This window comes from Pseudomonas sp. D4-21 (assembly GCF_051132125.1).
In the GTDB taxonomy this organism is placed as follows: Bacteria; Pseudomonadota; Gammaproteobacteria; order Pseudomonadales; family Pseudomonadaceae; genus Aquipseudomonas.
Genome location: NZ_CP071664.1, coordinates 5314683 through 5333212 on the forward strand (window position 1 = coordinate 5314683; position 18530 = coordinate 5333212).

General features: G+C 62.6%; 17 protein-coding genes. 7 read left to right on the top strand and 10 right to left on the bottom strand.

Annotated features, from left to right (window positions below; all coding sequences use genetic code 11):
- Positions 1–24 precede the first annotated feature (24 nt).
- On the top strand, positions 25–1392 hold the full coding sequence (locus J3Q04_RS24045) for a DUF2868 domain-containing protein (RefSeq protein ID WP_434608996.1): 1368 nt from the start codon (positions 25–27) through the stop codon (positions 1390–1392).
- Positions 1385–2758, top strand: a complete 1374-nt coding sequence (locus J3Q04_RS24050; RefSeq protein ID WP_434608993.1) for a GTPase/DUF3482 domain-containing protein — start codon at positions 1385–1387, stop codon at positions 2756–2758. Before J3Q04_RS24045 ends, J3Q04_RS24050 begins: the two co-directional genes overlap by 8 nt.
- 156 nt (positions 2759–2914) lie before the next feature.
- Here the strand turns inward: J3Q04_RS24050 and J3Q04_RS24055 are convergent, their stop codons facing one another.
- Together J3Q04_RS24055 and J3Q04_RS24060 are read right to left on the bottom strand one after the other, a co-directional pair.
- Complete coding sequence (locus J3Q04_RS24055) at positions 2915–3406, bottom strand: DUF523 domain-containing protein (protein WP_434561753.1); 492 nt, start codon at positions 3404–3406, stop codon at positions 2915–2917.
- Positions 3407–3408: 2 nt separating this feature from the next.
- Positions 3409–4038: a 2OG-Fe(II) oxygenase gene (locus J3Q04_RS24060; RefSeq protein ID WP_420765069.1), complete on the bottom strand. Its 630-nt coding sequence runs from the start codon at positions 4036–4038 to the stop codon at positions 3409–3411.
- 140 nt (positions 4039–4178) lie between these two features.
- On the opposite strand from J3Q04_RS24060, the gene J3Q04_RS24065 reads away from it, so the two are divergent.
- Complete coding sequence (locus tag J3Q04_RS24065) at positions 4179–4922, top strand: DUF2059 domain-containing protein (RefSeq protein ID WP_434608990.1); 744 nt, start codon at positions 4179–4181, stop codon at positions 4920–4922.
- Positions 4923–5020: 98 nt separating this feature from the next.
- Here the strand turns inward: J3Q04_RS24065 and J3Q04_RS24070 are convergent, their stop codons facing one another.
- Positions 5021–5968, bottom strand: a complete 948-nt coding sequence (locus tag J3Q04_RS24070; protein WP_420765071.1) for an alpha/beta hydrolase — start codon at positions 5966–5968, stop codon at positions 5021–5023.
- A gap of 107 nt (positions 5969–6075) precedes the next feature.
- Here J3Q04_RS24070 and J3Q04_RS24075 point away from each other — a divergent pair, with 107 nt between their 5' ends.
- The 3 genes from J3Q04_RS24075 (at position 6076) to J3Q04_RS24085 (ending at position 9621) form a co-directional block, all read left to right on the top strand.
- Positions 6076–6663, top strand: a complete 588-nt coding sequence (locus J3Q04_RS24075) for a DUF6436 domain-containing protein (protein ID WP_434608988.1) — start codon at positions 6076–6078, stop codon at positions 6661–6663.
- 108 nt (positions 6664–6771) lie between these two features.
- Positions 6772–9180 (top strand): penicillin acylase family protein, encoded by a 2409-nt coding sequence (locus tag J3Q04_RS24080; protein WP_434608986.1) that lies wholly within the window; start codon positions 6772–6774, stop codon positions 9178–9180.
- 99 nt (positions 9181–9279) lie between these two features.
- Complete coding sequence (locus J3Q04_RS24085) at positions 9280–9621, top strand: carboxymuconolactone decarboxylase family protein (RefSeq protein ID WP_014340738.1); 342 nt, start codon at positions 9280–9282, stop codon at positions 9619–9621.
- A 2-nt stretch (positions 9622–9623) separates the two neighbouring features.
- On the opposite strand, the gene J3Q04_RS24090 is transcribed toward J3Q04_RS24085, so the two are convergent.
- On the bottom strand, positions 9624–10589 hold the full coding sequence (locus J3Q04_RS24090; RefSeq protein WP_434611493.1) for a GlxA family transcriptional regulator: 966 nt from the start codon (positions 10587–10589) through the stop codon (positions 9624–9626).
- A gap of 184 nt (positions 10590–10773) precedes the next feature.
- Between J3Q04_RS24090 and J3Q04_RS24095 the strand changes: the two genes are divergently transcribed.
- Positions 10774–11412: an HD domain-containing protein gene (locus J3Q04_RS24095; RefSeq protein WP_434561743.1), complete on the top strand. Its 639-nt coding sequence runs from the start codon at positions 10774–10776 to the stop codon at positions 11410–11412.
- A gap of 128 nt (positions 11413–11540) precedes the next feature.
- On the opposite strand, the gene J3Q04_RS24100 is transcribed toward J3Q04_RS24095, so the two are convergent.
- The 6 genes from J3Q04_RS24100 to J3Q04_RS24125 all read right to left on the bottom strand — a co-directional run bounded on the left by J3Q04_RS24100 (position 11541) and on the right by J3Q04_RS24125 (position 18498).
- Complete coding sequence (locus tag J3Q04_RS24100; RefSeq protein WP_420765075.1) at positions 11541–12428, bottom strand: ABC transporter permease subunit; 888 nt, start codon at positions 12426–12428, stop codon at positions 11541–11543.
- Positions 12428–13345, bottom strand: coding sequence for an ABC transporter permease subunit (locus tag J3Q04_RS24105; RefSeq protein ID WP_420765076.1), 918 nt, complete (start codon positions 13343–13345; stop codon positions 12428–12430). Before J3Q04_RS24105 ends, J3Q04_RS24100 begins: the two co-directional genes overlap by 1 nt.
- Entirely contained in the window at positions 13342–14484 is a 1143-nt protein-coding gene (locus J3Q04_RS24110) for an ABC transporter ATP-binding protein (protein WP_434608983.1), read from the bottom strand. The genes J3Q04_RS24105 and J3Q04_RS24110 overlap by 4 nt, the downstream gene beginning before the upstream one ends.
- 71 nt (positions 14485–14555) lie before the next feature.
- Positions 14556–15653 (bottom strand): polyamine ABC transporter substrate-binding protein, encoded by a 1098-nt coding sequence (locus tag J3Q04_RS24115; protein WP_434561741.1) that lies wholly within the window; start codon positions 15651–15653, stop codon positions 14556–14558.
- A gap of 184 nt (positions 15654–15837) precedes the next feature.
- A complete protein-coding gene (locus J3Q04_RS24120; protein ID WP_420765174.1) occupies positions 15838–16935 on the bottom strand; it encodes a polyamine ABC transporter substrate-binding protein in 1098 nt (365 codons plus the stop codon).
- Between the two features lie 198 nt (positions 16936–17133).
- Complete coding sequence (locus tag J3Q04_RS24125; protein WP_420765079.1) at positions 17134–18498, bottom strand: aspartate aminotransferase family protein; 1365 nt, start codon at positions 18496–18498, stop codon at positions 17134–17136.
- Positions 18499–18530 lie beyond the last annotated feature (32 nt).

The following is an 18530-nucleotide window of genomic DNA, read 5'->3' on the forward strand; positions in this document are numbered from 1 at the left end:
CTCATTCGAGCAACGGAAGCGCCCGTGACAGAACTGCAGAACCTCTGGTTGACCGAGACGATACGCCTGCGTGAAGAACACGCCGGCCCGCTCGAGGACCAGGAAGCCAATCGCCTGGCCCGCGCGGCAGGAGGCGATCTATCTACCCGCATCCGCCACCGCGCCGGCTGGCTGGCCGACCGCGACGGCCTTGCTCAAGCCCTGCGCCACTGGCTGCAGGGAGCGCGGCTGGCGCTGATGGCGTTGGCGGTGCTCGCCATCGCCAGCGGCGCCGGCCTGGGCTTCGCCGCCCTCGGCGATGGACGCGCGCCGGTCAACGTTTTCTGGGCCTTGGGCAGCCTGTTGGGGCTGAACCTGCTCCTGCTCATTGGCTGGCTCCTGGGCCTGCTGTTCGCTGGGGAGCAAGGCGCCACGCTGGGACGCCTTTGGCTGTGGCTCAGCGAAAAACTGGCGCGCGATGCCAAGGCTGCCCAACTGGCGCCAGCCCTGCTGCTGTTGTTGCAACGGCACCGGCTCAATCGCTGGGCGCTCGGCGTGCTGGTCAACGGCTTGTGGCTACTGGCGATGCTTAGCGCGCTGGTCATCGTACTGATGCTGATGGCGACCCGGCGTTATGGCTTCGTCTGGGAAACCACGATTCTGGGCGGCGATACCTTTGTCGCCATGACCCAGGCCCTCGGTGCGCTGCCCGCCCTGCTGGGCTTCAGCGTGCCGACCGTCGAGATGATCCGCGCCAGCGGTGACGCCGCGTTGGATATCGAGAGCGCCCGCCAGGCCTGGGCCGGGTGGTTGGTCGGCGTCTTGCTGGTCTACGGCGTGCTGCCGCGCCTGTGCCTGGCGCTGCTGTGCCTGTGGCGATGGCGTCGTGGCCGCGCCAGACTTCGCCTGGACTTGAACCTGCCCGGTTACGCGCAGTTGCGCGAGCGGTTGATGCCCAGCAGCGAGCGCCTGGGGGTCAACGATGCCGCGCCCGCACAGTTGCACAGAATCGACAGCGCCGTCGGGGCAATGGAAAGTGACGGCGCGTTGCTGGTGGCGATCGAGCTGGACGAACGTCCCTGGCCGCCCAAGCTGCCCGACTCCGTTAAAAACGCCGGCATCCTCGACAGCCGCGAGTCCCGCCACAGACTCTTGGAACAACTGTCGCGTTTCCCACCCGCGCGCCTGGCGATTGCCTGCGACCCCCGACGTTCGCCGGACCGTGGAAGCCTAGCGTTGATTGCCGAGCTGGCCCGCAGCGCCAGCGCTACCCGTATCTGGTTATTGCAGGCGCCACCCGGCGAAGCGCTGGACGGCGAGCGCCTGGGTGATTGGCATAACGCGCTGCAACAGTTGGAGTTGCCGTTCGCCGATTGCGCCCCGATGAACTGGCTGGAGACCGGCCATGACTGAATCCCTCAAGCCCCTGAAGCTCGCGGTGGTCGGCCACACCAATGTCGGCAAGACCTCCTTGCTGCGCACCCTGACCCGCGACGTCGGCTTCGGCGAGGTGTCCCATCGCCCGAGCACCACCCGTCACGTCGAAGGGGCTCGCCTGTCGGTGGATGGCCAGGCGCTGCTGGAACTGTACGACACGCCGGGGCTGGAAGACGCCATCGCCCTGCTCGATTACCTGGAACGCCTGGAGCGGCCGGGCGAACGCCTGGACGGCCCGGCACGCCTGGCGCGCTTCCTCGATGGCAGTGAGGCCCGGCAACGCTTCGAGCAGGAAGCCAAGGTGCTGCGGCAGTTGCTCGCCAGCGATGCCGGACTGTATGTCATTGATGCCCGCGAGCCAGTGCTGGCCAAATACCGCGATGAGTTGGAAGTCCTCGCCAGTTGCGGCAAACCGCTGCTACCGGTGCTCAACTTCGTCAGCAGCGCCCAGCATCGCGAACCTGAGTGGCGCGAAGCCCTGGCACGATTGGGCCTGCATGCGCTGGTGCGCTTCGACAGCGTCGCCCCGCCGGAAGACGGCGAACGGCGCCTGTACGAAAGCCTTGCACTGTTGCTGGAAAACGCTCGCGAACAGCTGGAGCGACTGATCGATGATCAACAGGCCCAGCGCCAGGCTCGCCAGCAGAGCGCAAAGCGCCTGATCGCCGAACTTCTGATTGATTGTGCCGCCTGCCGACGCAGCGTCGCCAGCGATGCGGATCTGGAGCACCAGGCCATCGGCCAATTGCGCGACGCCGTCCGTCAGCGCGAGCAGCGCTGCGTTGAAGCGCTGCTCAAGCTTTACGCTTTCCGTGCCCAGGACGCGGCCGCCAGCGATTTGCCTCTGCTGGACGGTCGCTGGGGCGATGACCTGTTCAATCCCGACACCCTCAAGCAATTGGGCGTGCGAGTCGGTGGCGGGATCGCGGCCGGGGCAGCGGCGGGTGCGGGCGTGGATTTGCTGGTGGGAGGGTTGACCCTTGGCGCCGCAGCCCTGGCCGGAGCCATTGCCGGCGGTGCGCTGCAAACCGCCCGCAGCTATGGCAACCGGTTGATGGGCAAGCTCAAGGGCCAGCGCGAACTGACCGTGGACGACAGCGTGCTGCGCCTCCTGGCCTTGCGCCAACGGCAATTGCTGCAAGCGATCAATCAGCGCGGTCATGCGGCGATGGACAGTATCCGTATCGCCACGCCCCACGATAAGACATGGCGCGAAGGCAGGTTGCCCGAAGCATTGAACAAGGCCCGGGCGTATCCGCAGTGGTCGTCGCTCAACCCCAGTCCCCGCTTGAGCCAGGCCGAGCGGCAAGAGCAGATCGAGCTATTGGCCGAGCAGCTTTAGACACCGTCATTTCTGTGCTGAGGGGATTTATCCCCGTTGGGTCGCGAAGCGGCCCCCTGCTTTTTGGATGTGCGGCTGTGGTCGATATTTTTTTGGGGGCGCTTCGCACCCCAGCGGGGATAAATCCCCTCGCCACAAAAAAACGGTTCGCCGCAATTATTCCGCGGCCAACGCTTTTAGCGCTGACGCCGCTTCCGCCAGCTCCAGCTCGCTGAACACCCGTACGCCGTGGCGCTTGAGCAACGCCGCCGTCACGCCCTCGCCGAGGACTTTCACACCGCTGAATGTCCCGTCATAGGTGAGCAGGTTGCCGCAGGAGGGGCTGTTGGCCTTCAGCACGGCGATCCGGATGCCGTGTTCGCGCACCAAATCCAACGCTTGATAGGCACCCGACAAAAACTGCGCGCTCACATCCTCGCCATCGGTGGTGATGACCGCCGCGTCGCCATCGAGCACTTTCACTCCTTGCCCGCCAGGAATCTCCGCCGCCGGCCGGGGCGTGGGCAAGCCGCCGGCGACCTCCGGGCACAGCGGCACGACACGACCCTCGTCGAGCCATTGCTGGAGCTGATCGAATGGCCCGCTGGCGCCACCGTCGTAACGCACGCGATGACCGAGCAGACAGCGACTGACGAGGATTTTTTCCATGCTCAGAACAACTCGTTGCCGCGGCGTCGGAACCAACCGGTCAAGGACAGGCGCTCACGCGTCGCCGGCAGCACTTCATGGGGAATGTCCCCCGAGAGAAACACCACCAGGCAGCCGCCGGTGGGCACTACATCGTGCTCGCTTTCGCCCAGGTACATGCGCAGCTGACCGCCGTGTTCCGGCAGCCACGCGTCATTGAGATAGAGCACCGCCGAGACCATGCGCCGGTCATCGTCACGGAAGCGGTCGACGTGCTTGAGGTAGAACGCACCGGGCGGGTACAGGGCGAAGTGGCTCTCGAAATCCTCCAGGCCCAGGAACAGGCCGCGGTTCAAGGCCTCGCGCAGGCTGTCCATCAACCCCAGGTAACGGTCGCAGGCGTCAACCTGGCCGGGCTCGATCCACTGGATGTGATCGCCACGGATCCCTTCGCGAATTTCCGAAAACGGCCCGCGTCCAACGGCGGCCGGGGCCAGTTCACCTTCAGCGGCGCGCTGGCGGCACTCGGCCGCCAAGGCGCGCGTCAGCGCATCCGGCAGGAAGATGTTCTGCTGCGACCAGCCGCGCTCGGCCAGGTCGTCGACGATACGTAACAGCAACGGATGATCAGAAGGTATTTGCATGGCGCGCATAGTATTCCTGTGCCTGCAAAACCGACAGCGCCGCGCAGCGGGTTCGCTGCGCCAGGTGGCACCGCCGTACGAACTTGATACGAATTCTCGACAAGTTCCCGCACCCCACGGAGAATAGTCGGCTGCTGACAGGAGTCCCTATGCGCCGTTTGCTTTTCTCACTGTTGATGTTCTGCGTATTGCCCGCCTGGGCAGACAGCTACGACCAGTTGTACAAGGTCGCCGGCTGGCCGGAACAACGGGCGCATTTCAATGACGCCTTGAATGCCGCGCAGCAGCGCTATCAGAACAGCCTGCCGCCAGCGGTATTCCAGGCGTTGGTGAACAACAGCAACCAACGGTTCGCGCCCCAGGCCATGGACCAGCGGGCCGAGGCCCAGCTGCGCAAGAACCTTGCCGATCCGGACCCGGCCCTGACCTTTTTCCAATCGCCCCTGGGCCGCAAAGTCGTCGCGGCCGAACTGCTCGCCACCCGCCGCGACCAATTGGCGAAGAACGCCAAGGGCCTGCCGAAGATGCAGGCCAGCGATAACCGCCTGCTGATCATCGGCCATCTGGCCCAGGCCCTGCCCGCCCGCGAAGCCGGTGCCGAAGTCAGCCTGGCGATCGCCGGCGTGGCGGCCGACAGCCTGAGTTCGATGATTCCAGGCTTGCTGGGCGGCGGGCAGGCTCAAGGCATGTTGAACGGCCAGCGCCAGCGCCTGATGGACCAGATCGGTGCGGACCTGAACAACACGTTGCTGTACGTCTACCGTGACCTGACCGACACCGAGCTGGAAGAATTCGCCACCTTCGCCGAGTCGGCCGAGGGGCAGGCCTATTACCAGGCGGCGCTGGCGGCGATTCGGGCGGGGTTGGCGGTGGGGCAGAACTTAGGGCAGTAGGGATTCAACATCGCTATCGCGAGCAGGCTCGCTCCCACAGGGACTGATTGCACAGATCCATCGTGGGAGCGAGCCTGCTCGCGAACGCGATAGATCGATCACCGCCGGACCCGACTCATCCGCCTGCTCAAGAACTCAAACATTTCCTGACGCATCGCCAACCTCTCATTCGCCAGGTGATGCCGCCCCTGCGGCAACATCAGAACCTGCGGCCGGTCGAATTTGGCCTGCAACACTTGCAAGTTGTGTCGCCAATCCACCGTCATGTCCGCCTGCCCCTGGACGATCAACGGCTGGCGCGGGCTGCTCGGCGCCGCCTCTATGCGCTTGATCCACTGCGCGAGCGCCCCGACCCACGCGGTGGGCAGGCGCAGCGGTTGCAGCGGGTCGGCCTGCAGGAACGGAAGGAAATCCGGGTCGGTGGAATTCTCGGTGAACCGCCGGGCAATGCCGGTCACGAACGGCTTGAGCAGGTAATAACTGAGGCGCGACCAGCCCCAGGCGCGAGGCCGGACCAGGGGCGACAACAGGATGACCTGGCCCTGGGCCGGGCTGTTTGCGCCCTGGTTGAGGACATGGTCGACCACAATTGCCCCGCCGGTGCTTTGTCCGCACAGGTGCCAGGGTTGCGGCAAGCCAAGGCTCTCCCCTTCTGCCAGCAAACCTTGCAATGTCGCCTGGTAGTCGGCGAAATCGCCGATGCTGGCGCGCTCGCCACTGGACAATCCATGGCCCGGCAAGTCGCAGCTGATCACCACGAACCGCTGCTCCAGCGCCCAGTCGATCAAGTGCCGGTAAAGGCCCATGTGGTCGTAATAGCCATGGAAAAGGAACAGGGTCGCCACGGCTTTTTCCGGCCACCAGACCTGGCCGACCAGCTCATACCCCGCAACGTCGAAACGACCCAGGCCGCTGCGCAGCGTGCGTGCCGGGAAATCCAGTCCATAGAATTGCTGGTAGGCCTGCGCTTGCGCAGACAGCGGCTGCCACTGCGCCAAAGGTTGCAGGCTGGCGCGCAGATGATCAGGGTCAAAAGAAGCGGGCATTGGTATTCCAGGCAGGAGCGCATCGCGCGAAACAGGCTTTATAAGCCTGTGATATTCATCTGTCGCGTCGGGCATGGCAAGCTACGCGGCTCCAGAGGATCGACTCCATGCGCCCGTCCCATCGCACGACCTTGCTTGCCAGCCTGCTCGCCCTCGCGTGCGCCGTCGTGCTGTGGCTCGCCTACGACTGGTTCCAGGGCCGATTCCTGAGGACGTTCAGCCAACACACGGCAGTATTTTCCGGCGACCCCCTGCGCCTGCCGCCCGACCTGGCCGGCCCCGGCGCAATCCGCCTGGTGCATTTCTGGGATCCGGCCTGCCCGTGCAACGTTGGCAATCAGCAGCACCTCTCCGAGCTGGTCGAGAAATACACCCCCCTTGGCGTGGCGTTCTACGCAGTACAAAAAACCGGCAGCCTGGGCCGCCTGCCTGCCACGCTGAATAGCCTCAAGACACTGCCGGCGCTTCCCGGTTCGGAACAGATTCCTGCCAGCCCCGCCGTGGCGATCTGGGACCGCCACGGCAAACTGGCGTATTTCGGCCCGTACAGCGAAGGCTTGACCTGCAATTCGAGCAACAGCTTTATCGAACCGATTCTCGAAGCGTTGAGTACCGGCCGGCAAGTCGACGCAACCCACACCATGGCGGTGGGTTGTTATTGTCCGTGGGCCCAGGACACATCCAGCAAACAGTAGGGCCGAAGATATCCCTCCGAGGAACGATGCACCGGGAAGCGGTCACGTGTTAAACAGGCGATCCACAGCGAGATCGTGGGACCGCTGCCACTCGAATAAGGAATGACCATGAAACGGACCCTCGTCGCCTTCCTGTCACTGGTCGTCACCGCCGTTATCGTCGCGGGCGGCTACCTCTACAGCAAGCAGCCCACCCGCCAGGGCACGGTGCAGTTGCAAGGGCTGCAAGGCTCGGTGACGGTGCGCTACGACGAACGCGGCGTGCCGCATATCCGCGCCGAGAACGAAACCGACCTGTACCGTGCCCTCGGTTACGTCCACGCCCAGGATCGGCTGTTCCAGATGGAGATCATGCGGCGCCTCGCCCGGGGCGAGTTGGCCGAGATCCTCGGGCCCAAGTTGCTCGACACCGACAAGCTGATGCGCAGCCTGCGCATTCGCGAGCGCGCCGCCAGCTACGTCGCCGAGCAGGATCGACAGTCGCCGGCCTGGATCGCTACGCAAGCGTACCTGGACGGCATCAACGCCTATCAGCAAACCCACACGCGGCCGCTGGAGTTCGATGTGCTGGGCATTCCCAAGCGTCCCTTTACCGCTGAAGACACCGCCAGCATCGTTGGCTACATGGCCTACAGCTTCGCCGCGGCCTTTCGCACCGAACCCTTGTTGAGCTATGTGCGCGACGAACTCGGTGCCGAGTACCTGAAGATTTTCGACCTCGACTGGCAGCCGCAGGGCGTCCTGCCTCAGGATCCGGCAGGCGGCACGACACTGTCCGCCACTGACTGGAAAGACCTCAACGCCCTCGCCCGCCTGAGTGAGCAGGCCTTGGCCGACCATGGCCTGCCGCAGGTCGAAGGCAGCAACGCCTGGGCGGTCTCGGGCAACCGCACCCACAGCGGCAAGCCTTTGCTGGCGGGCGATCCGCATATCCGCTTTTCCACGCCGTCGGTGTGGTACGAAGCCCACCTGTCGGCGCCAGGTTTCGAACTCTACGGCCAGTATCAGGCCCTCATGCCGTTCGCCTCCCTGGGCATGAACAAGGATTTCGGCTGGAGCATCACCATGTTCCAAAACGACGACTTGGACCTGATCGCCGAGAAGATCAACCCGGACAACCCCGAACAGGTCTGGTACCGCGGCCAATGGGTGGACATGACCCGCAGCGAACAGCAGATCGCCGTCAAAGGCCAGGCCCCGGTAACGCTGGTGTTGCGCCAGTCGCCCCACGGCCCGATCGTCAACGATGCCCTCGGCGCCAATGCGGGCAAGACGCCAATCGCCATGTGGTGGGGGTTCCTGGAAAGCCGCAATCCGATCCTCGAGGCGTTCTACCAGCTCAACCGCGCCGACACCTTGGTGAAGGCCCGCGGTGCGTCGGCCAATATCCATGCGCCGGGGCTAAACGTGGTCTGGGCCAATGCCAAGGGCGACATCGGCTGGTGGGCCGCGGCGCAATTGCCCAAGCGGCCGGCTGGCGTGAAACCCGGCTTCATTCTCGACGGCACCAGCGCCGAAGCGGAAAAAGACGGTTTCTACCCTTTCAGCAGCAATCCCCAGGAAGAGAACCCGGCCCGGGGCTACATCCTCTCAGCGAATTTCCAGCCGGTGGCGGCCAGCGGGATCGAGATCCCTGGCTACTACAACCTCGCCGACCGGGGTCAGCAACTCGACCGACAACTGAGCGACAAACAGGCCAAATGGGACATCCAGACCACCCAGAAACTGCAACTGGGCACCACCACCGCCTATGGCCCGCGCCTGCTTGCACCTTTGTTGCCGATCCTGCGCGAAGCGGTCAGCGACCCGCAGGAGCGCAAGTGGGTGGAACAACTGGCTGAGTGGAAGGGCGACTACCCGCTGGACTCCATCAGCGCCACGCTGTTCAACCAGTTCCTGTATGACCTGGCCAACACCGCCCTGCGGGACGAACTGGGCGACGGATTCTTCGAAACCGCGCTATCGACCCGTGTCATCGACGCCGCGCTGCCACGCCTGGCCGCCGAGAAAGACTCGCCGTGGTGGGACGACCGATCGACGCTGGGCACCGAAACCCGCGCCGACACGGTGATCAAAGCCTGGGACAAATCCCTGGCGCACTTGAGGGCGACGCTGGGGGCCGACCCCGCCCAATGGCGGTGGGGTCAGGCACACACCCTGACCCATGGGCATCCCCTGGGCCAGCAAAAGCCGCTGGACCGGGTCTTCAACGTTGGACCGTTCGCCGCACCCGGCACCCATGAAGTACCGAACAATCTCTCGGCCAAGATCGGACCAGCGCCCTGGCCCGTGACCTATGGCCCTTCCACCCGGCGCATCATTGACTTCGCCGACCCGGCCCACAGCGTCACCATCAACCCTGTCGGCCAGAGCGGCGTACCATTCGACAAGCACTACAAGGACCAGGCCGACGCCTATATCGAAGGGCTGTATCACCAGGCGCACCTGGCCGAGGAAGAAGTCACCGCCAACACCCACGGCACACTGAAACTGCTGCCCGCCAGGGCCGAGCCCTGACCATGGCATCGGAATGTTTCTGACGATCGACAGGCTTGGACATCAATGATCGTCAAGACTGCAAAAGCCCAACCCGTTTATCACAATGGAGTCGATGCAATGTTCAATAACTGGTCCGAACTGCTGCCCACCATCAAGAGTGCCTTTGGCGCCCTGGGCAAAAGCAATCCCAAAATGGTCAAGGCCTACATGGCCCTGGATGAGGCTGCCGCCGAGAACAACGTGCTCGACGCCAAGACCCGTGAACTGATCTCCATCGCCGTGGCGATCACCACCCGATGTGACGGCTGCATCGGCGTACACACCGACGCCGCGATCAAGGCCGGCGCGACCCGCGAAGAAATCGCCGCCACCCTGGCAACGGCGGTCTCGCTGAATGCCGGAGCGGCTTATATCTATTCCCTGCGGGCGCTGGAGGCCCATGACGCACTGAAAAAATGAGCTTAAAGCAACGCGGCAAAATTCAACCTGAACTGTTGCGGCGTCACGCCCAACCGCCGATTGAAGACGCTGCGCATGTGTTGGGCATCGCGAAAGCCGCATTGGTAAGCGACGGTCTTGAGCGGTGCCCGAGTGCTTTCCAGCATCACGCGCGCCGCGTCTACCCGGGCCTGCTCGACGAACTCGGCTGGCGTGACCTTCGCCTCCCGGGCGAACACGCGGGAGAAATTGCGTGGGCTCATGTTCGCCGCGCTGGCGAGGTTGGCGATGCCCAGATCACCGTTGAGATTCGCCAGCACGTACGCCTGGACCTGGGCCACGGTGGAGGTCGGCTCGGCATGGGGCGCGAGAAACGGACTGAACTGTGATTGGCCGCCTGAACGCTGGGTGAACACCACCAGCCGCTTGGCGACATTCAGTGCCACCTCCGGCCCATGGTCCTGAGCCAGCAGAAACAGCGACAGGTCGATTCCCGCCGTAACGCCCGCCGAGGTATACAGCTCGCCGTCCTGCACGTACAGCCGATCGGCTTCGATCCGGGTCGAGGGGCACAGCTGCGCCAGCGCCGAAGCATCGCCCCAATGGGTGGTGACGGTCCGCCTCTGGAGCAATCCCGCCCGAGCGAGCATGAACGCGCCATTGCAGATCGAACCGAAGCGCCGGGCCCGGGCGCAGGCTTCGCGCAGCCAGGCATTGAACGCTGGGCCAACGTCCATGAACGGCAATTGCGGCCCGCCCGCGACCAGCAGCAGGTCGTACGGCCCTGACGCTTCGCTGAAATGGCGGTGGGGATTGAGGGACATGCCGTTGGAGCAAGACGTCGCACCGCGCTCGACGCCGATCACTTCCAGCCGATAGTGATCCTGCGCGGCGAGAAAGCGATTGGCTTCGCAGAACACATCCAGGGGGCCGCTGACATCCAGGGACTGGACGCCCGTGAACACCACGATGGCGACGGTTTTTTCCATGGTGCTCACTTACCTGTCCGGGTTGACCACAGAACCCTAGCCAATCCGGCGTGCAGAAGCCAGATGGCATGAAACCCAAGTTCATTGGCCGTAATCGCAGCCATGGCGCGATTGCTGCGCCGTATCCCGGCGAACAGACTGAACCCTCAGCGCCGCCACGGCGCACCGTCAAGAGGAGAGCAGCATGACCCGCATCGCCGGCATCCAGATTCCCGACAGCGCCCTCGCCCGGGCCACCACCGAATACATCCGCGACATTGAATCGGACCTGCTGTATCACCATTCCCGCCGGGTGTTCCTGTTCGGCGCCTTGAGCGGCCAGCGCCAGCAGTTGGCTTACGATCCGCAGCTGCTCTACGTCGGCGCGATGTTCCACGACCTCGGGTTGGTGGAAGGCTACCGCAGCGACGATGAGCGCTTCGAAGTGGACGGCGCGAATGCCGCCGCGGCCTTCCTCAAACCCTACGGGTTGAGCGATGACGACATCGAGCAAGTGTGGCTGTCGATCGCGCTGCACACCACGCCCGGCGTGCCGAAGCACCTGCGCCCCAACGTCGCCCTGGTGACCGCTGGCGTGGAAATGGACGTGCTGGGCATGGATTACGCCGCGTTCCCCGCCGCACAGCGCGACGCCGTGGTGCATGCGCATCCCCGGGGAGAAGGCTTCAAGGAGTGCATCATCTGCGCCTTCGCCGACGGCTTGCGGCATCGTCCACATACCACCTTCGGCAATGTGAAAACCGATGTGCTGAGGGATCAGGAGCCGGGGTTCAAGCCGATGAACTTCGTTGAAGTGATCCGCAGCTCGCCCTGGAATTCATAGCCAGCACACCCCACCGCTATCGCGAGCAGGCTCGCTCCCACAAGGGGATCTGCAGTGAGCCACGGATTTGCAGGCAAAAAAACACCAGTGGGAGCGAGCTCGCTCCCACATTTTGGTCCCAGAGTCGGTTAGGCCGAAGCGGTTTCCGCCCGGCGTACTTCCGGTTGCTTCCAGGAATCGGCGGCGCTTTCCTCGATCGCTTGCTGGATCGCCCGCTTGCGGTTTTCTTCGGCACGGCGGCTGAAGTACCAGACCAGGAAGGTCACCAGGGACACCGCCAGCAGGATCAGGCTCGCCACGGCGTTGATTTCCGGTTTCACCCCCAGGCGCACCGCCGAGAAGACTTCCATCGGCAAGGTGGTCGAGCCAGGGCCGGAGACGAAGCTTGCCAGCACCAGGTCGTCGAGGGACAGCGCGAACGACATCATGCCGCCCGCCGCCAGCGACGGCGCGATCATTGGAATGGTGATCAGGAAGAACACCTTCCACGGCCGCGCGCCGAGGTCCATGGCCGCCTCTTCGATGGACAGGTCCAGCTCACGCAAGCGCGCCGAGACCACCACCGCCACGTAGGCCGCGCAGAACGTCGTGTGGGCGATCCAGATCGTGACGATGCCACGTTCCTGAGGCCAGCCGATCATTTGCGCCATGGCCACGAACAACAGCAACAGCGACAGGCCGGTGATCACTTCCGGCATCACCAATGGCGCGGTGACCAGGCCGCCGAACAGCGTCCGACCCTTGAAGTGGGTGATGCGGGTCAGCACGAAGGCCGCCAGCGTGCCCAGGGCCACCGCGGCAATCGCCGTGTAGCAGGCGATTTCCAACGAGCGCATCACCGAGCCCATCAGCTGGCTGTTGTCCAGCAGGCCGACGTACCACTTGACTGACCAACCGCCCCACACCGTCACCAGTTTGGAGGCGTTGAACGAGTAGATCACCAGAATCAGCATCGGCGCGTAGATGAACAACAGACCCAGCACCAGCATCAGGCTTGAAAAACTGAAGCGCTTCATTACTTGCCCTCCATTTCTTTGGCCTGACTGCGGTTGAACAGGATGATGGGCACGATCAGGATCGCCAGCATCACCACCGCCAAAGCGGATGCCACCGGCCAGTCTCGATTATTGAAGAATTCCTGCCACAGCACTTTGCCGATCATTAGCGTTTCCGGGCCGCCCAGCAGTTCCGGAATCACGAACTCGCCCACCACCGGGATGAACACCAGCATGCAGCCGGCGATGATGCCGTTCTTGGACAGCGGCACGGTGATCTTCCAGAAGCTGTTGAAGGTGCTCGAACCCAGGTCCGACGCGGCTTCCAGCAGGCTGGCATCATGCTTCACCAGGTTGGCGTAGAGCGGCAGGATCATGAACGGCAGGTAGGAATAGACCACGCCGATATAGACCGCCAGGTTGGTGTTGAGAATTTGCAGGGGTTCGCTGATCCAACCCATGCTCATCAGGAAGCCGTTGAGCAAGCCGTTGTTGCTGAGGATACCCATCCACGCGTAGACGCGAATCAGGATCGCGGTCCAGGTCGGCATCATGATCAGCAGCACCAGCACCGTCTGCATCTCTTTGCGGGCGTTGGCGATGCCATAGGCCATGGGGTAGCCGATCAGCAGGCACAACGTGGTGCTGATCAGCGCCATCTTCAGCGAGCCGAGATAGGCGGAGATGTACAGCTCATCCTCGCTGAGCATCACATAGTTGCCAAGGTTGAGCAGCACCTGCAGCTTCTGGTCGATGTAGCTGTAGATTTCGGTGTAAGGCGGGATCGCCACGTCGGCTTCGGCGAAACTGATCTTCAGGACGATGAAGAACGGCAGCATGAAGAACAGGAACAGCCAGATGAAGGGCACCCCGATGACCATCTGACGGCCACCGGGCGTTATTCGGGCGAGTCGGCGTTTGAACTTGCGCATGTTCATGAGCGAAGCACCACGCCGCTGTCGTCTTCCCACCAGACGAATACCTGGTCGCCCCAGGTCGGACGCTGGCCTCGGCGTTCGGCGTTGGCGACGAACGACTGCACCAGCTTGCCACTCGGCAGCTCGACGTAGAACACCGAGTGGCCGCCCAGGTAGGCGATGTCATGGACCTTGCCACTGGACCAGTTGTGCTCGCAGGTTGGCTGCTCGGGCGTGACCAAGAGTTTTTCCGGGCGGATGGCGTAGGTGACGGACTTGTCCTGCACCGAGGTGCTGATGCCGTGGCCGACGTAGATGTTGCGGTCCAGGTCCTTGCACGTCAGCACCGCGTGGCCCTCGGCGTCGTCCACCACTTCGGTCTCGAAGATGTTGACGTTGCCGATGAATTCACAGACCAGGCGGCTGGTCGGGGTCTCGTAGATATCGATCGGGCTGCCGATCTGGGCGATCCATCCCAGGTGCATGATCGCAATGCGCTCGGCCATGGTCATGGCCTCTTCCTGGTCGTGAGTCACCATCACGCAGGTCACGCCGACCCGCTCGATGATCTCCACCAGCTCAAGTTGCATCTGCGAGCGCAGCTTCTTGTCCAGAGCGCCCATTGGCTCGTCGAGCAGCAAGAGTTTGGGCCGCTTGGCCAGGGATCGGGCCAGGGCCACGCGCTGGCGCTGGCCACCAGAGAGTTGGTGCGGCTTGCGCTTGGCGTACTGGCCCATCTGCACCAGCTTGAGCATTTCAGCCACGCGGGCGTCGATCTCGGCTTTCGGGATCTTGTCCTGTTGCAGGCCGAAGGCGATGTTCTGTGCCACGGTCATGTGGGGGAACAAGGCGTAGGACTGGAACATCATGTTTATCGGCCGCTCGTAGGGCGGCAGGTCGGTGATGTCCACGCCATCGAGGAAAATCCGCCCCTCCGTGGGCCGCTCGAAGCCTGCCAGCATGCGCAGCAAAGTGGATTTGCCCGATCCCGAACCGCCGAGCAAGGCAAAGATCTCGCCTTTCTTGATTTCCAGGGACACGTCGTCCACGGCAATCGTCTCGTCGAACTTCTTCGTGACCCGGTCGATCTTGACCAGCACCTGCTTGGGTGTCTGGTCGCCCTCGAGGGCTTTCTTATAGGCGCCGGAGGCAACTGCCATTTACGAAACTCCCACAAAATTTGCAGCTCGCCCAAGACGGGCGAACCTTGGAAAAGTTAGAGCGCTTGACGCTATTTACCCGACTTGACCTTGGTCCAGCTGCGGGTCATGAGTCGTTGGATCTTGGGCGGCAACTCGGAGTTGACGTAGAGCTTGTCGACAACCTCCTGCGGGGGATAAACCGCTTCGTCGGTGCGCACTTCCTGGTCCATCAGTTCGCCAGCCTTGGGGTTCGGGTTGGCATAACCGACGTAGTCGCTCACCTGGGCGATGACCTCAGGCTTGAGCAGATAGTTGATGAACGCGTGGGCCTCCTTGACGTTGGCGGCGTCGCGTGGGATTGCCAGCATGTCGAACCAGAGGTTGCCGCCTTCCTTGGGAATCACGTAGGCGATTTCGACGCCCTTGCCGGCCTCGCTGGCACGTTCACGGGCCTGGAAAATATCGCCGGAGAACCCGGCAGCCACGCAGATGTTGCCGTTGGCCAGGTCCGAGATGTACTTGGAGGAGTTGAAGTAGGTCACGTAAGGCCGGATCTTGAGGAGCTGGGCCTCGGCCTTCTTGTAGTCTTCGGGGTTCTGGCTGTTGGGGTCCAGGCCCAGGTAGTTGAGCATCGCCGGGATCATCTCGTCGCCCGAGTCGAGGAACGAAACGCCGCAGCTGGACAGCTTCTTGATGTTTTCCGGTTCAAACAGCATGGCCCACGAGTCGATTTTTTCGACACCCAGTACCGCCTTGATCTTCTCGACGTTATAGCCGATGCCGTTGGTGCCCCACAGGTAAGGCACGGCGTATTGATTGCCCGAGTCGTTTTTTTCCAGACGCTTGAGCAGCGAAGGATCGAGGTTGGCGTAGTTCGGCAGCTGCGATTTGTCGAGCTTCTGGAACGCCCCGGCCTTGATCTGCTTGCCCAGGAAATGGTTGGACGGCACGACCACGTCGTAACCGGTGCGACCGGCCAGCAACTTGCCTTCCAGGGTTTCGTTGGAATCGAACACATCGTAGACCGGCTTGATCCCGGTGGCTTTCTCGAAGTCTGCCAGGGTGGATTCGCCGATGTAGTCCGACCAGTTATAAATATGCACGGTGGAAGCCGCTTGGGCACTGACAGCGAGTGTCAGGCCAGCACCGACCAGCAAGGCGTTGCGCAACAAAGAAAAGACAGGCACGTGGAGGTCCTCTTAAATAGTTGGGCCCAAGTTGCCCCCGTTACCGGGCAACGATATGCCCTGCAACAAAACCGGCGCGCAACTTACCCTCGATAAACCGATCCAGCAAAACTTTTAGTTATTTAATTGCTCCTGTTGCCGCCCTCCCGGGGACGGCGACAACCGGAGCGTGCTTCAAGCCGGCTTATTTGCCGGATTTGATCTTGGTCCAGCTGCGGGTCAGGATCCGCTGGGTCGCCGACGGCAGGTCGGCGATGGCGTACAGCTTGGCCTTCACTTCGTCCGATGGGTAGATGCTCGGGTCACCGGAGATTTCCTTGTCCACCAGCGCGGTGGCGGCCTTGTTGCCGTTAGGGAAACGCACGTTGTCGGTGATCTCAGCCATGATTTCCGGCTGCATGATGAAGTTCATCCACTTGTAGGCGGCTTCGACGTTTTCGGCATCTTTTGGAATGGCGACCATGTCGTAGAACGAACCGGCACCTTCCTTCGGAATGGTGTAGGCCACTTTCACCTTGCCGCCAGCTTCAGCCGCACGGCTCTTGGATTGCTCGATATCACCCGAGTAACCCACGGCCACGCAGATGTTGCCGTTGGCCAGGTCCGAAATGTACTTGGAAGAGTGGAAGTAACCGATCGATGGGCGCAGCTTGAGGAACAGTGCTTCGGCTTCGGCCAGTTGCTTCTTGTCCTGGCTGTCGGTCGGGTAGCCGAGGTAATGCAGAGCCACGGGAATCATTTCGGTTGGCGAATCGAGGAAGCTCACGCCGCAGCTCTTGAGCTTGGCAATGTTCTCGGGCTTGAGCAGCACGTCCCAGGAGTCGATCTTGTCGACGCCCAACGCGGCCTTGACCTTCTCGGGGTTGTACCCGATGCCGATGGTGCCCCACATGTACGGAAACGCGTGCTTGTTGCCCTGGTCGCTGGCATCGCCGACGGCCTTGAGCAGGTCGGGGTCCAGGTTCTTCCAGTTCGGCAGCTTGGACTTGTCCAGCTCCTGGTAGACGCCGGCCTTGATCTGCTTGGCGAGGAAGTTGTTCGACGGCACCACGACGTCATAGCCGGATTTGCCGGCCAGCAACTTGGCTTCCAGCGTCTCGTTACTGTCGAATACGTCGTAGACGACCTTGATCCCCGTTTCCTTCTCGAACTTGGCGACCGTGTCCGGCGCGATGTAGTCGGACCAGTTATAGACGTGCAGCACCTTGTCGTCCGCCTGGACGGCGCCCGCCATCACGCCCATCAGGGACATGGCGAGGAGGGTCTTGCCAGCTAACTTCATACCTAATGTCTTCATGCCTAATGCCTTCATGAAAAGTGCTCCAGTTATTCTTCTTGGCCACGGTTGCGTAGCCGGCTCTCTGGCAACTTGAACAGCGGGGGTAGTCTGGCAAGTTACAGGGCAAGCTTTCAACAAAAGCCCAGCCTTTTGTTCACGCTGTGCGAGGCCCATGCCGGCACCTCGCTCAGAGCCTAGCACTTAGCCCTGCAACGCACTGAGCGTCAGGTCCAGGCATTGCCGCGCCTTGGCCACCAGTTCGTCGATCTCGGCCTTGCTGATCACCAGCGGTGGCGCAATGATCATGGTGTCGCCCACGGCGCGCATGATCAGCCCATTATCGAAGCAGAACTGCCGGCAGATCATGCCCACGCCCTTGCCTTCGTAACGCTTGCGCGTGGCCTTGTCCTGGACCAGCTCGATCGCCCCCAGCAAACCGACACCGCGCACTTCACCCACCAGCGGATGATCGTTCAGTTCCCGCAGACGTTGCTGCAAATAGGGTGCCGTCTCGCCGTGGACACGCTCGATGATCTTCTCGTCGCGCAGGATCCTGATATTTTCCAGGGCCACTGCCGCAGCCACCGGATGGCCGGAGTAGGTGAACCCGTGGTTGAAATCGCCGCCTTCGTTGAGCACCGCAACCACGTCGTCGCGCACGATCAGGCCACCCATGGGGATGTAGCCGGAGGTCAGGCCCTTGGCGATGGTCATCATGTGTGGTTTCAACCCGTAATGGTCGGTACCGAACCACTCGCCGGTGCGCCCGAAACCACAGATGACCTCGTCGGCCACGAACAGGATGTCGTACTTGGCGAGGATTTCCTTCATGCGCGGCCAGTAGCTGTCCGGCGGCACGATCACGCCACCGGCGCCCTGGATCGGCTCGGCGATGAACGCACCGACATTATCCACGCCGATCTCGAGGATTTTTTCTTCCAGCTGATTGGCCGCCCAGATGCCGAACTCTTCAGGGCTCATGTCGCCGCCTTCACCGAACCAGTACGGTTGGGCGATGTGGACGATGCCCGGGATCGGCAGGTCGCCTTGCTCGTGCATGTAGGTCATGCCGCCCAGGCTCGCGCCGGCCACGGTCGAACCGTGATAACCGTTCTTGCGACTGATGATGACTTTCTTGTTCGGCTGGCCCTTGATCGCCCAGTAGTGGCGGACCATGCGCAACATGGTGTCGTTGCCTTCGGAGCCAGAGCCGGTGAAGAACACGTGGTTCATGCCTTGCGGCGCGATATCGGCGATGGCCTTGGACAATTCCAGCACGGGCGGGTGAGCGGTCTGGAAGAAGAGGTTGTAGTACGGCAGCTCACGCATCTGTTGGCTGGCGGCGTCCGCCAGTTCATCGCGACCGTAGCCAACGGCCACGCACCAGAGGCCGGCCATGCCGTCGAGAATCTTGTTGCCTTCACTGTCCCAGAGGTACACGCCCTTGGCGTGGGTGATGATGCGCGGGCCTTTCTCTTTCAGTTGCTTGAAGTCGCTGAACGGTGCCAGGTGATGATCGCTGCTAAGAGCCTGCCATTCGCGAGTTTGCGGGTTGTTGCGGGTCATGCGAATTCTCCTTTATTCCATGAGGGCGGGGC